This window comes from Arthrobacter sp. TJ-263 (genome assembly GCF_058269155.1).
Genome location: NZ_JBZCNE010000001.1, coordinates 1,547,193 through 1,560,550, shown reverse-complemented (window position 1 = coordinate 1,560,550; position 13,358 = coordinate 1,547,193). Strand labels below are relative to the sequence as shown.

At 70.8% G+C, this 13,358-nt stretch carries 14 protein-coding genes; 7 read left to right on the top strand and 7 right to left on the bottom strand.

The window, feature by feature from the left end:
• Window positions 1–61: 61 nt before the first annotated feature.
• From AC4D2F_RS07420 to crcB, 4 genes are read left to right on the top strand one after another with little or no spacing between them, the layout of a single operon-like run.
• Window positions 62–583 carry a DUF1801 domain-containing protein gene (locus AC4D2F_RS07420; protein WP_490910015.1) on the top strand — a complete coding sequence of 174 codons (522 nt, stop codon included), beginning with the start codon at window positions 62–64 and terminating at the stop codon, window positions 581–583.
• On the top strand, window positions 580–1,326 hold the full coding sequence (locus AC4D2F_RS07415) for a dienelactone hydrolase family protein (RefSeq protein ID WP_490910014.1): 747 nt from the start codon (window positions 580–582) through the stop codon (window positions 1,324–1,326). The genes AC4D2F_RS07420 and AC4D2F_RS07415 overlap by 4 nt, the downstream gene beginning before the upstream one ends.
• The gene (locus AC4D2F_RS07410; protein ID WP_490910013.1) at window positions 1,319–1,792 is read left to right on the top strand and encodes a fluoride efflux transporter FluC; all 474 of its coding nucleotides are present in this window, start codon (window positions 1,319–1,321) and stop codon (window positions 1,790–1,792) included. Before AC4D2F_RS07415 ends, AC4D2F_RS07410 begins: the two co-directional genes overlap by 8 nt.
• Window positions 1,789–2,184, top strand: coding sequence for a fluoride efflux transporter CrcB (gene crcB, locus AC4D2F_RS07405; protein WP_490910012.1), 396 nt, complete (start codon window positions 1,789–1,791; stop codon window positions 2,182–2,184). Before AC4D2F_RS07410 ends, crcB begins: the two co-directional genes overlap by 4 nt.
• A gap of 55 nt (window positions 2,185–2,239) precedes the next feature.
• Here crcB and AC4D2F_RS07400 read toward each other — a convergent pair whose 3' ends face one another.
• From AC4D2F_RS07400 to AC4D2F_RS07385, 4 genes are all read right to left on the bottom strand, one after another.
• The gene (locus AC4D2F_RS07400) at window positions 2,240–3,913 is read right to left on the bottom strand and encodes an HNH endonuclease signature motif containing protein (RefSeq protein ID WP_490910011.1); all 1,674 of its coding nucleotides are present in this window, start codon (window positions 3,911–3,913) and stop codon (window positions 2,240–2,242) included.
• A gap of 122 nt (window positions 3,914–4,035) precedes the next feature.
• Window positions 4,036–4,341 carry a DUF6510 family protein gene (locus AC4D2F_RS07395; RefSeq protein WP_490910010.1) on the bottom strand — a complete coding sequence of 102 codons (306 nt, stop codon included), beginning with the start codon at window positions 4,339–4,341 and terminating at the stop codon, window positions 4,036–4,038.
• A gap of 12 nt (window positions 4,342–4,353) precedes the next feature.
• Window positions 4,354–5,070, bottom strand: a complete 717-nt coding sequence (locus AC4D2F_RS07390) for an FAD-binding oxidoreductase (protein WP_490910009.1) — start codon at window positions 5,068–5,070, stop codon at window positions 4,354–4,356.
• Window positions 5,067–5,660: a sulfite oxidase-like oxidoreductase gene (locus AC4D2F_RS07385; protein WP_490910008.1), complete on the bottom strand. Its 594-nt coding sequence runs from the start codon at window positions 5,658–5,660 to the stop codon at window positions 5,067–5,069. Before AC4D2F_RS07385 ends, AC4D2F_RS07390 begins: the two co-directional genes overlap by 4 nt.
• Before the next feature lie 117 nt (window positions 5,661–5,777).
• Between AC4D2F_RS07385 and AC4D2F_RS07380 the strand changes: the two genes are divergently transcribed.
• The gene (locus AC4D2F_RS07380; RefSeq protein ID WP_490910007.1) at window positions 5,778–7,007 is read left to right on the top strand and encodes an MFS transporter; all 1,230 of its coding nucleotides are present in this window, start codon (window positions 5,778–5,780) and stop codon (window positions 7,005–7,007) included.
• Between the two features lie 134 nt (window positions 7,008–7,141).
• Here AC4D2F_RS07380 and AC4D2F_RS07375 read toward each other — a convergent pair whose 3' ends face one another.
• The 3 genes from AC4D2F_RS07375 to AC4D2F_RS07365 all read right to left on the bottom strand — a co-directional run bounded on the left by AC4D2F_RS07375 (window position 7,142) and on the right by AC4D2F_RS07365 (window position 9,917).
• Window positions 7,142–7,735, bottom strand: coding sequence for a hypothetical protein (locus tag AC4D2F_RS07375; RefSeq protein ID WP_104168108.1), 594 nt, complete (start codon window positions 7,733–7,735; stop codon window positions 7,142–7,144).
• A gap of 9 nt (window positions 7,736–7,744) precedes the next feature.
• On the bottom strand, window positions 7,745–8,893 hold the full coding sequence (locus tag AC4D2F_RS07370; protein ID WP_490910006.1) for a zinc-dependent alcohol dehydrogenase: 1,149 nt from the start codon (window positions 8,891–8,893) through the stop codon (window positions 7,745–7,747).
• Between the two features lie 106 nt (window positions 8,894–8,999).
• The gene (locus AC4D2F_RS07365; protein WP_490910005.1) at window positions 9,000–9,917 is read right to left on the bottom strand and encodes a phosphatase PAP2 family protein; all 918 of its coding nucleotides are present in this window, start codon (window positions 9,915–9,917) and stop codon (window positions 9,000–9,002) included.
• Between the two features lie 86 nt (window positions 9,918–10,003).
• Here AC4D2F_RS07365 and AC4D2F_RS07360 point away from each other — a divergent pair, with 86 nt between their 5' ends.
• Window positions 10,004–11,035, top strand: coding sequence for an o-succinylbenzoate synthase (locus AC4D2F_RS07360; RefSeq protein WP_490910004.1), 1,032 nt, complete (start codon window positions 10,004–10,006; stop codon window positions 11,033–11,035).
• Between the two features lie 110 nt (window positions 11,036–11,145).
• The gene (locus AC4D2F_RS07355) at window positions 11,146–13,308 is read left to right on the top strand and encodes a PhoX family protein (protein ID WP_490910003.1); all 2,163 of its coding nucleotides are present in this window, start codon (window positions 11,146–11,148) and stop codon (window positions 13,306–13,308) included.
• Window positions 13,309–13,358 lie beyond the last annotated feature (50 nt).

The following is a 13,358-nucleotide window of genomic DNA, read 5'->3' as shown; positions in this document are numbered from 1 at the left end:
ACTGTAGTCCGCGGTGCCCGGTGCCACCGGTCAGGGCGGGAAGCGGCGGAGAGGAGGACGCATGGACGGGACCCGGGCCATCCGTGGGGCGACGCCCACGGACGCGGCCGACTTCGCGCACGCCCAGGGGATACCGGCCCTTCCGGCCGCTCTTCCGCGCTGCCAGACTGTCCCCATGGCCGGAGCCCCTGATGCCCGTATCGACGACTACATCGCCGCGCTGCCCGGCTGGCAGCAGGAGATCTGCCGCACCGTCCGCCGGGTGGTGCACGAGGCCGATCCGGACGTCGAGGAGACGATCAAGCGCACCCGCCAGCCCTACTTCGTGCTCCAGGGCAACGTGTGTGCCCTCCTCGCCGCCAGGGACCACGTCAACGTCTTCCTCTACGACGGCGGCCTCGCGCCCGATCCGCACGGCATCATCACGGGTGGCCACGGCAATGTGACCGGACGGACGATCGCTCTCCACGAGGATCGTCCCGTGAACGAGGACGCACTCCGGGAGATCTTCCGGGCCATCATCGCGGACAACCGCGCCGGCGGTTGGCGCAGCATCACCAAGCGTGCAAACCTAGGCGGATGAGCCCGCTCCAGGACCTCCCGACCACCACCGGCCCCCTCTCGGCCTACGTGGCGCGACCCGACGGACCGGTGCGGGGCGGCCTCGTCCTCATCCACGAGGTGTGGGGGCTCGTCTCCCACACCCGCGGTGTCGCGGACCGGTTCGCCCGCGAAGGCTACCTCGTCGTCGCCCCTGATCTCCTGGCCGATCACGGCATCGCGGAGGAGGACGGCGCGCGGCTCGGCGAGGCCCTCATGGGGCCGGACGAGGAGACGCGCAACGAGGCACAGCCGACCTTCCGCGCCCTTCTCGCACCGCTGCGGGATCCCGCGTTCGGGGCGCTCACCACGGAGCGCGTCCGGGCGTGCTTCACCTTCCTGCACGACGACGGCGAGGTGGCAGGACGCGTGGGCATCACCGGGTTCTGCTTCGGCGGGACCTACAGCTTCTCGCTCGCCGTCCACGAGCCGCGTCTGCTCGCCTGCGTGCCGTTCTACGGTCACGCGGACTTCTCCGGCGAGGAGCTGTCCCGCATCACGGCGCCCGTCCTCGCCTTCTACGGGGAGGAGGACGAGGGCCTGATCACCGGCCTGCCCGCACTCGAGACGGCGATGGCGGAGGCGGGCGTCGACTTCACCGCCGCGGTGTACCCGGGGGCAGGGCACGCGTTCTTCAACGACTCGAACCGCTTCGCCTACCGCCCCGAAGCGGCCCAGGACGCATGGGGCCGGACCCTGGACTTCCTCGCCCGGTACGTTGCCTGATCCGCAGGGCCCCGGCCGTCACCCTCGGGGTGAGGCACCACCCCACCTCCGGCCCGGGTACCTCGGGCTGGTGTTCCTGGGCGGCATGGGCGGGACCCTCGCGCGGTTCGGGCTGTCCGAGGTCCTCCCGAGCCCTGCGGGTCTGCCGGTCGGGATCTTCCTGATCAACATCGCGGGAGCGTTCGCCCTCGGTCTGCTCCTCGAGACCCTGGCACGCAGGGGACCCGATGCGGGCCGGCGCCGGGGGCTGCGGCTCCTCCTCGGCACCGGATTCCTCGGCGGCTTCACCACCTACAGCGCGCTCGCCGTCGACTCCGCGCTCCTTGTGGGCGGCGGACGGGTTGCGGCGGGACTGGGGTACCTCGCGGTGTCCGTCCTCGTGGGGCTCGGGGCGACGGTGCTCGGGATCGCTGCGGGCAGCCTGGTCCGCCGTCGGTCGTCAGGTCTCGCCGGAGGACGGGCGTGAGCGTCGCCGTGGTGCTCGCGCTCGGCGTCGCGGGCGGGGTGGGCGCGGTGGCACGCTTCGTGCTCGACGGCGTCATCCGGGCCCCACTCCGGGGCGTGGTCCCCATCGGGACCATGACCGTCAATATCACCGGTTCATTCCTGCTCGGTCTCCTCACCGCGCTCGGAATGGTCAGTGTCCTCACGCCCGAGTGGATCCTGATCTGCGGCGGCGGCTTCCTCGGCGGCTACACCACCTTCAGCACGGCGAGCAGCGAAACGGTCCGTCTGCTGCAGGCGGACCGCATCGGCGCCGCAGTGCTCGCGGGAGCGGGCACGGCACTGGCGGCGCTCGCGGCAGCCGCGTCGGGTCTGTGGGTAGGTTTCCTCGTGGCCGGGCTGGGCGGGAACTGAAGTCCGCCCCGGGTTATCCCGCCTTCGTCACACGGCCCGGGTCATGCCGCCCTCGTCATCCAGCACCCGTATCCGTCAGGTCGGAAACGGGTGGCTGGTGGGTCGGGATGTCCGCAGGTGTAGCGGCGAGTTCGCCGCGAACTGTACGCCCTGCCTGCCAGTACAGATTCCTTCGGGGGTTGCCGGTTCGTCGTCGATGAGCCGGCGGGGTGAACCACGGGATGCCACCACGCGATTCGACGGTCCACGGGTCCTCATGGATGACGTGGTGGTGACGCGAGCACAGCAGCACCCCGTTGTCGACGCTGGTCACGCCACCCTGCGACCACGGTGTCAGGTGGTGTGCCTCACACCAGCTGGCCGGAATGGAGCAGTCCGGGAACGCGCACCCCTTGTCCCGGGCGACGAGCGCTCGCCGGAGATGTGGTGGGAACAGGCGTTGCGCACGTCCCACGTCGAGCACCTGCCCGTCGCCGCCCAGGACCAACGGCATGATGTCCGCGTCACAGGCCAGCCTCCTGATGGTCCGCGCATCGACCTGTCCGGAGAAGACGGCATCGCCGGCCCGGTCGGTCTCGCCGATCAGGTCCTGGTAGTCGATGGTCACCATCACCTGCGGACGATGCCCACCCGTTGCGGGCAGGCCGCCGGTCGACAAGGCGATACTGCAGGCCGAGACCAGACCGTCGAGGAGTTGCTGCGCCCGGGTCGGATCACCGCGGTCGATCGACGGCTCCTGCGAAGCGGGTGCTGACCCGGGAGCCGACTCGCGTGCTGACCCGGGTGCTTCCCGGTCTGTCACCTCCGGTACTACGCCGCCGACCGGGTGTTCGGCATGCCCCGAGGATCCTCTCGGGTTGGCGGCTGCATTCATGACGGTTGCGAGCTGTTCGAACTGCTCGTCCGTGGCGCCGATCTCCAGGACCTGCAATCCATGGCGTCGTCCCTTGAGGAAGACGCCCTGACGCGCCCGAAGCACCTTCTCCGTGGGTTCCTGCCCGTCCTGGTCCAGCACTGATTCCCAGCGGCGCGCCAGGACGCGGAGGATGTCCTCGTCGGACTCGACCGCCTGCCGGGTGAGGTGCTGCTCCATCGACGCAAGCTGATCCGGCGTCGCGAAGGACTGCACCCGCTCGATCGCCTGCGCCACGACGGTGGCGGCACGCGCGCTGATGACGAAGGAGTTCACGGCTTCCCCCAGCACTTCCAGCCGGGGAGGGAGCGGGTTCCCGGTGGGTGACAAGCTCGGCAGCACGACCGCCGCCAGATGCAGACGACGTCTCGCCTCGGTACGGCTGATGCCCAGCGTCTCCCGGAGGAAATCCGCACAGTTCCTGAACCCATGACCGGCATCACCGGCCGAGCTGGACGAGCTGGATGAGCTGGACGAGCTGGATGAACTGGCCGAGCTGGATGAACCGGCCGAGCTGGATGACGTGGCCCCAGGGTCCTGCGCCACCGACGCAGCTTCTGCAGGACCGGATGCGCCGGGGCCGCCGCCCTGTGCCGAGAAGAGGCCATGGTGATCCGCCACCCGGGCGGCGAGGACCTGCAGGTGATCGACGACCTTCGACACCTGCTCCACATCGACGACGAACCGGAGGGCGTCCTGCCGTGACAGGAGGTGGTGGTACTGGGCCAGGCCGAGCGCACAGTCGCTGAGGACGGTACGAGCCTCCTCCAGGGAGGATCCCGGCCGGGAGGAGCGGGTGATCGATGTGATGGCCATGACTCGATATTATCGAACGGGTGTTCGAATAATCGAGGCGGGGGTGCCATTGTGGAGGGGTAGTGGGACCCTGACCTTCATCGGACTCCGCACGGTGCACACCGGGGTACGGGTGGTGATCGCTACGTGATGCGTCGTGCCTCTCGGTCCGTGTCGATCACCAGGTGACGGACGCCGTCGAGGGTGAGGATCTGACGATCGCCCTGGTCCGTGAGACAGAGCAGCACCGCCCTGCACGTAGGGCAGCGCAGCACCATGCCGGGCGCATTCGTGTAGAGCAGCGCAGCGGCCAGCGGGCCGGACGAGCCACAGCCCGCGCACATACACTCCGCGCTCGTGAGGTCGGAGACGAACTGGTCGAGCGCCCCGGCGAGGGCGTTGCCGTCGAGGTGGTCCTGGTCGGGGTGGTACTGCTCCGTGCTGTCCATGGCAGTCCTTTCCTAGCCGCCGTACCGCTCCGTGCGGATGCGGCCGGCGTCGTGCCCGTCCTCGACGAGCCACGCGGCGACGGCCTCGACGAAGCCCGTCGAGCCGCAGATGTAGACGGCCGGAGCCTCGTCCGGCGGAAAGCAGGACGCCGTGACGGCGTCGTGCGTGAGGCGGCCGGCCGCCCGGCCGTCGGGTGCCTCGCGTGAGTAGGCGATGTCGATCGTCACCTGCGGATCCTCCTGCCCGAGCACGGCGAGCTCACCCCGGTAGAAGACATGGTCGGGGCTGCGCACCGAGTAGAGCAGTCGCGCCGGTGCGATCGCCCGGGCCTCGGCGTGCGAGCGGAGCATCGCCATGAGCGGGACGACGCCCGAGCCTCCGGCGATCAGCTGCAGCGGACCGCCGAGGTCCGGCGTCCAGGTGAACCAGCCGCCCACCGGGCCGCGGACCTCCAGCCGGTCGCCCACCGACAGGACGCCGACGAGGAAGGGAGAGACCTCGCCGTCGTCGAGCTCCTCGACCGTCAGTTCCAGCTCGCGGGGCGGCACCCAAGCCGCCACGGAGTACGAGCGCGCCGCCTGGTAGCCGTCCTCGGCGGTGAGCCGCAGGTCCACGTGCTGGCCGGGCACGCCGGTGACGACGTCGGGGAAGCGGAGCCTCACGGTCCGCGCGCGGACGGTCTCGGGGCGGACCGCGCTGACCTCGACGTCCTGCCACGTCCGCCTCACCAGTAGCGTTCCTCGCGCCACGGGTCCCCGTACATGTTGTAGCCGTTGCTCTCCCAGAAACCGGGCAGGTCCTGGTCCATCAGGCGTATCCCGCTGACCCACTTGGCGCTCTTCCAGAAGTACAGGTGCGGGACCAGCAGCCTCGCGGGGCCGCCGTGGGCGGGCGGGAGGGGCTCGCCGTCGAACTCATGGACGATCCATGCCTTGCCGTCGAGGAGGTCGTCCAGCGGGACGTTCGTCGTGTAGCCGCCGTAGGAGTGCACCATCGCGTACTCGGCCTCGGACTCCACGTCCTCGAACAGGGTGTCGAGGGAGACGCCACGCCAGCTGGTGCCGAGCTTCGACCAGCGCGTCACGCAGTGGATGTCGGTGGTGATGTCCTCCTGGGGGAGTGCCTGCAGCTGCTCCCACGTCCACTGGTGCATCGTGCGCGGACCTTCGGCGATCTGCAGGGTCCAGTCGGCGAGGACGACGTGGGGCGTGGGACCCGCGGACAGCACGGGGAAACCATCGGTGAGGTACTGGCCGGGCGGGAGGTTCGCGTCCCGGTTCTGTCGCCTGCCGGTGAAGCCTGAGGTAGGTATAGCCATGCGATACTCCCGCCGGGGTAGGGCGCGCCGGGTCGATGGTACGACAAAATAGTGCACCTGCCCGATGCTGTCCAGACCGGGACGACGGGCGGTCGCCCTGCCCACTAGTGTGGAAGGGTGCCCCAGGAAACCTTCGACCTCCGTGCGATCGCAGTGGGGGCCTACGGCCCGTCGCTCCTGTACGGGGTCGCCACGGGCGCCATCCTGCCGGTCATCGCGCTGACGGCGCGCGATCTCGGCGCGGACGTCGCGACGGCGGCCCTCGTCATCACGCTCTCCGGCATCGGGTCCCTGGTCACCAATGTCCCCGCGACGCTGATCGCCACGCGGTTCGGCGAACGCAAGGCCCTCGTGGGAGCGGCGCTCTGGTGCGCGGCGGCCATGTTCCTCGCGCTCGCGGCCCCGACGCTGCCCGTCTTCGCGGCCGCCGTCTTCATGGTGGGCATGGCGGGCGCGGTGTTCGGGCTCGCGCGCCAGAGCTACCTCACCGAGGCCGTGCCCGCGTACTTCCGCGCCCGCGCGCTGTCCACGCTCGGGGGCGTCACGCGCATCGGGGTCTTCGCGGGGCCCTTCGCGGCGGCCCTCGCCATGAGCGCCCTCGGGCTCGACGGCGCCTACTGGGTGGGCGGGGTGGCGAGCCTCGCCGCGGCGGCCTTGAGCTGGCGTGTCCCCGAACTCGACGCCCCGGGGCGGGTCGCGATGACGGCCCGGACGCCGATCGAGGCCGTACTGGCTCCGCCGACGGTGCGATCCATGATGCGCAGCCACGCCCGGATCTTCCTCACCGTCGGGATCGGGGTCCTGCTGATCGCGGCGGTACGGGCCACCCGGCAGGCGGTCCTGCCGCTGTGGGCCGAGAACATCGGCCTGGACGCCTCGGCGACGGCGCTGATCTACGGACTGTCGGGCGCGATCGACATGCTGATCTTCTACCCGTCCGGCAAGGTCATGGACGTCCGGGGCCGCCGGTGGATCGCGGTCCCCTGCATGCTCATCATGGGCGTCGCGCTCACGCTCCTGCCGCTCACCGGGGACGCGACCGGACTGCTCCTGGTGGCCCTGCTCATCGGGTTCGGGAACGGCATCGGCTCGGGCATCGTCATGACGCTCGGCGCGGACTTCTCACCCTCGCCCGGCCGTCCGCAGTTCCTCGGTATCTGGCGCCTGTTCACGGACGTGGGGACCATGACCGGCCCCGGGCTGCTCGCCCTCGTGACCGCCCTGGCCACCCTGTCGGCCGGCATCTGGGCGACGGCCGTCCTCGGCTTCCTCGGGGCCGGGGTCCTCTGGTACTGGATCCCGCGGGCGGCCCCTGGGTCGGCCGCACCCGTGCGTTCCCGGCGTTGACCCGCGGCGTCAGGGCGTCCGGGTCCTGCCGCATCGAGCGATGCCTCCCGGTGCAGCAGGGCCGGGAGGGGGACTGTTCGACCATGCCCACCCGCCGTCGTCGTGCAGTGGGAGGAGTCGCGGTGCCGCAGGCCTCAGCGCCGCGCCCTGCGGGCGATCGCCCGCGCCGCCAGCGCCGCCCCCGCCGTCGCGGCCACCCAGGGGCCGGCGACGACGATCGGGTCGATCCACAGGTGGTTGACGTCCACGCGTTTCCTGCCGACGCGCGACGCGATCCCGTGCCGCCGCCGCTCCGCGAGGATGCCCGTCTCGGTGACCGGGTTGTCCGGGCGCAGCGAGGCGAACGACCTCAGATGCGCACCCCAGGCGTCCACACGGTCGCCGGCCAGAAGGATGAGCCAGTGGGCGGCCCGCCCCTCGCCGTACCGGTAGGCGTACCGCCGGATGCTCCCCGAGACGCCATGCAGCGGCGCGCTCGTCCCGAAGACCGGTGTCAGCTGTCCGTGCTCGATCGAGCGTTCACGGCCCTCCCGGCCCTGCTGCTCCTCCGGGTAGTCCCAGTGGGCACCGGTGCCGGCCGGATCGAACACCTCCCGCGGATAGGAGGGCCGGTCCTTCGGGTCCAGGTCCACGCCCCAGCCCGGGATCCTCGCCCGGAGGGCCTCGGCGCTGGGGATGTCCCTGGGCTTGTTCGCGACGTAGGGGGTGGAGGGCGTCGATGAGGACATGGGGGTCTCCTAGCTGGGGTCCGCGATGATGAGCGGTTTGATGCATCCGTCGAGCTTCGCCGAGAACATGTGGTATCCCTCGGCGATGTGCTCCAGGGGGATCCGGTGCGTGACGATGTCATTGGGTTTGAGGTAGCCGTTCCGGATGTGCTCGAACAGGCGCGGCCACTGCCGCTTCACCGGCGTCTGGTTCATGCGCAGGGTCAGGCCCTTGTTGAGCGCGTCCCCGAACTTCACGGCGCTGAAGATCGGGCCGTAGGCTCCGACGACGGACACCGTGCCCCCTTTGCGCACGGAGTCGATGGCCCAGTTCAGGGCCACGGGGGAGCCGCCCTGCAGTTTGAGCTTGGTCCCCGTGACCTGCTGGAGGAAGCTGCCGTCCGCCTCCGCACCCACGGCGTCGATCACGACGTCGGCGCCGAGGTAGTCCGTGGTCCTCTTCATCTCCACGATGATGTCGGGGTACTCCGCGAAGTTGAAGGTCTCGGCCTGCGCGAAGACGCGTGCCTTCTCCAGGCGGTACTCGAGGTGGTCGATGACGATCACCCTCCCGGCACCCATGAGCCATGAGGACTTGGCGGCGAACAGCCCGACGGGTCCTGCACCGAACACCACCACGGTGTCACCCTCGACGATGTCGCCGAGCTGCGCTCCGAAGTACCCGGTGGCCAGGGCGTCCGTGAGCAGCACCGCGTCCTCACTGTCCATCCAGTCGGGGATGATCGTCGGTCCGACGTCGGCGAACGGCACGCGCACGAACTCGGCCTGGCCTCCGTCGTACCCGCCCGTGGTGTGCGAGTAGCCGTAGATGCCGCCCACCGCCGTGGCATTCGGATTGACGTTGTGGCAGTTGGAGAACAGCCCGCGGGCGCAGTAGTAGCAGGACCCGCAGTAGACGTTGAACGGCACCATCACGCGGTCGCCGCGCGTGCGGTTCTGCACCGAAGGGCCCACCTCCTCGACGACGCCGATGAACTCGTGGCCGAACGTGTGGCCGATCCGCGTGTCCGGCATGAGGCCGTGGTACAGGTGCAGGTCCGAGCCGCAGATCGCGGCCGTGGTCACCCGGATGATGGCGTCGTTCGGGTGCTGGATCGTCGGCATCGGCTTCTCCTCGACCCGGATCTTGTACGGGCCGCGGTACACCATGGCTCTCATCGGACGCCTCCCTCGTCGCTGGTCCGGCCAGCGTTGCACCACCGCTGCGGCGGGGCAACGCTCGGCGGACCCACCGAAAAGGACGTGCGCGGCGGCGGCGGGGGTGTTAGTGGGCGGTGCGTGCGGGGGCGGACACGCGGGCCTGCGCTGAGAAGAACCACCCGGCGGCGCCCGCGAGGGTGAAGCCGACACCGATGATCCAGGTGAGCCCCCACCAGAAGAACAGCGGGACGTCGGCGGTTCCCGGTTCGGGGGCCGGACCGAGGGCCAGCACGGAGAGGTAGAGCACCATGGACAGCGCCAGACCACCGATCCCCAGCACCCAGCACGCCACCAGCCAGCCGCGCCAGGAGGCCCAGTGTGCGTTGTAGCCGTGCCAGCTGTTCCAGTGGTCGCCGGTCCGCATGATGATCAGGCCGCCGATGAGCGTCCAGGTCCCGACGGCGAGGAGCGCGGCGACGACGTCCGCCGGGCGGTGCCAGAGGTTGAAGAACGTGGCCGCGCCCGCCAGGACGGAATAGGACCCGCCGGCGGCCGCGGCGAACGGCCGCCACCGCGGGGTCACGATGATGAAGACGGCGGCCGCCGCCGAGGCTGCGAGCGTCGTATGCCCGGAGGGTAATGAATTGAAGGCGAGTGTCGCCACGCCCCGGTCCGGGCGGTCGAACACGATGTTCTTGAGCAGCTGCGTGGTCAGGTTCGCGGCGAGGATGACGCCGACGGCGGTCACCGCGGCCGCGACCCGCCGGCGCACCACGGCCACGAACAGGATGGCGGCGGCAGCGACGACCACCGAGACGAGCGGCAGGGTGTCGAGGAACTGCAGGAACGGGAGCTGCGTGTCGGGCGCGGCGACGTCGGCCTCGCGCCAGGCGGATTCGTCCGCGAACTGGCCCCTGGTGGTCCGGACGAAGGCCCAGTAGGTCCAGCCGAGCGCCGAGGCGCAGAAGACCGCGGCCAGCACGAACAACAGCGGCGAGCGTGCTGCCCGCGCCGATCCGGTGGAGGTTCGCTGGGACGTCATCCCGTCCATCGTTCCACACGATGCGTCCGGCTCCGTCACCGTCCCGTGACCTCCGAGGAGGCCGGCAGCTCCCGTAGCCTGAGGGCGTGCACACCTCGGACCCGCCCCTGCCGGACGCCCTTCCCCTACCGGCCCTCGAGGAGGTGGCCGCGTCCGCGCGGATCGTCTCGGTGCCCATGCGCGTGAAGTTCCGCGGCGTCCTCGTCCGGGAGGCCCTGCTGGTCCGGGGGCCGGCCGGTTGGGGGGAGTTCTGCCCGTTCCTGGAGTACGACGACACCGGATCCGCCCCGTGGCTCGCAGGCGCCCTCGAAGCGGCCTGGCACGGCTTCCCGGACCCGGTGCGGTCCGCGGTCCCGGTGAACGCGACGGTGCCGGCCGTCGGTGCCGCCGATGTCGAGGGGGTGCTGGCCCGCTTCGGGGACGTCGGCGCGGTCAAGGTGAAGGTGGCCGAGCGGGGGCAGTCACTCGCCGACGACGTCGCCCGGGTCGCCGAGGTGCGCCGCCTCCTTCCCGGGGCCGGCATCAAGATCGACGCCAACGGCGGCTGGGACGTGGGCGGGGCGCTCCGGGCCCTCGACGCCCTCGGCCGGTTCGGCCTGCAGTACGTGGAGCAGCCGGTGGCGGACATCCCCGGGCTCCGCACGGTCCGGCTCGAACTGCGCCGCCGGGGGGAGACGGTCCTCGTCGCGGCCGACGAGAGCGTGCGGCGCCAGGACGATCCGCTCCGGGTGGCCCGCGAGGACGCCGCCGACGTCCTCGTCATCAAGGCTCCACCGCTCGGCGGCGTGCGGCGGGCCCTGGACATCATCGACCGCGCCGGGCTGCCCGCCGTCGTCAGCTCCGCCCTCGACACCTCCGTGGGCATCCGCGCCGGGGTGGCCCTCGCCGCCGCGCTCCCGGCACTCCCGTACGCGTGCGGCCTCGCCACGGTCTCGCTCATGGCCGGCGATGTCACCGATACCTCCCTCGTCCCCGAGCACGGCTCCCTCCCGGTGCGGGACGTCGAGGTCTCCCAGGAGCGGCTGGAACGCTACGCGGCCGGCGAGGACCGGCGGCGCTGGTGGCTGGACCGCCTGGCACGGTGCCACGGGGTGCTCGCCGCGGGCCGGCAGCGCTGATGCCTGTTCCGGTCCCGTTCACCGGCGGTTCACCGGCGGGCACCGCGGCTGTTCAGCTGCCCTCGACAGGGTGAGGTGGAACACTGCTCATCCTGTCGAGAGGTACCCCCATGACTGACACCGCGCGCCGCCTGCTGCCCATGCTCGGCCACACCAAGGGAAAGCGCAGCGCCGTCACGTGCGCCCTGAAGTGTGACAACGCCTGCGCCGACGCCGTCTGCAACACGTCGGGCAACAACTACTTCCGCGACATCGTCTCGCGCGAATTCTCACGCCGCAGCGCTCTCGGCGCGGGAGCGGCAGGTGCCCTCACGCTCCTCGTCGCGGGCCAGACCGGTGCGGGCTCAGCACAGGCCGCCCCCGGCGGCGCGAGGGCGAACGCACTGGCCTTCAACGCCATCGCGCCCGTGGACGCGCTGGTCGACGACATGACCGTGCCGCAGGGCTACGGCTGGAAGCCCGTCATCCGGTGGGGCGATCCGCTCTTCCGCACGTCACCGGACTTCGACGCGAACAACCAGACCGCCGCCGCGCAGGCGCTGCAGTTCGGCTACAACTGCGACTACACCGACGTCCTCGAGATCGCCGGGAGCAAGGGCCGCCGTGCGGTGCTGTTCGCCAATCACGAGTACACGAACGAGAACATCATGGTGCCCCCGACGACGCCCGCGGCTGAGGTCCGCGGCATCGGCAAGGCGGCCCACGGATTGTCCGTCGTCGAACTCGAGCGCAGGAACAGGAACAAGCCATGGTCCTATGTCCAGGGCGCCCCGCTCAACCGGCGCTACCTGACCACCACCCCCTATGAGGTGACCGGCCCGGCCGCCGGATCGGACCTGCTGAAGACCAAGGACGACCCGGCAGGCCGCACCATCCTCGGCACCCTCGGCAACTGCGCCGGTGGCACCACGCCGTGGGGCACCATCCTCTCCGGCGAGGAGAACTTCAACGGCTACTTCGTGGCTGCCGGCACCAGCGACGGCGACCGCCGTTACGGCATCACCAGCAAGCCGACGGCGCGCGGCTGGGAGATCGACGAGCCGCGCTGGGACACCCGCAACGCAGGCTACGAGAACGAGAAGCACCGCTTCGGCTACATCGTGGAGGTCGACCCGTTCGATCCCACGTCGACGCCGAGGAAGCACTCCGCGCTGGGACGCTTCAAGCACGAGGGCGCGAACGTGACCGTCGCCGCCGACGGGCGCGTCGTCGCCTACATGGGCGACGACGAGCGCTTCGACTACCTGTACAAGTTCGTGTCCACGAAGAAGGTCCAGCCGGGCACCAGCCCTGCCGCGCGCAGGGCCAACATGACGCTGCTGAGCGAGGGCTCGCTGTACGTCGCCCGCTTCCAGGGCAACTCCGTGGCCGAGATCAACGGCACCGGCACGCTCCCGTCCGACGGCGCGTTCGACGGCGTGGGCGAGTGGCTGCCGCTGCTCGTCGACAACACGTCCGTGGTCGCGGGCATGACCGCTGCCGAGGTGTCCGTCTTCACGCGGATCGCCGCGGACAAGATGGGCGCCACCAAGATGGACCGGTGCGAGGACGTCGAGCCGAACCCGCGGACCGGCAAGGTGTACGTGGCGTGCACCAACAACACGAACCGCGGTGTCGGTACCAGCGCCGTCGCCGATGAGGCCAACCCCCGCACCGCGAATCGTGACGGGCACGTCGTCGAGCTCACGGAAACGGGCGGCAATGCCACCGGCACCCGCTTCACGTGGAACCTGCTGCTGGTCTGCGGTGATCCGGCCCGGAACCCCACCACCTACTTCGCGGGCTACCCGACGGACAAGGTCTCCCCCATCTCCTGCCCCGACAACGTGGCCTTCGATTCGGCGGGCAACCTGTGGATCTCGACGGACGGCCAGCCGAGCGCCATCGGCTTCGCCGACGGCCTGTTCAAGGTGGGACTCGAGGGTGCCGAGCGCGGCCGCGTGCAGCAGTTCCTCGCCGTCCCCCGCGACGCCGAGACCTGCGGCCCCATCATCCACGACCAGGACGGCACCGTCTTCGTGGCGGTGCAGCACCCCGGCGAGGACGGCAGCTGGGAGGCGCAGGCGTCACTCTTCCCCGACTACGTGCCCCTGGGCGGCAGCCCCCGCAAGGGCGACGCCGCGCTGCCGCGCCCGTCGGTCGTCCAGGTCTACAAGGCGTCCGAGGGTCGCCGCGACGAGGACCACTCGGGCCGGGGGCGCGGACGGCAGCCCGGCAAGCCACGCCCCAAGGGCAACCCGAACGAGACCCGGGGCGGCCGTGACGCCAAGTAGGCACTGACACCCCGACGCGACCCCACCCCCGGGTGGGGTCGCGTCACCGT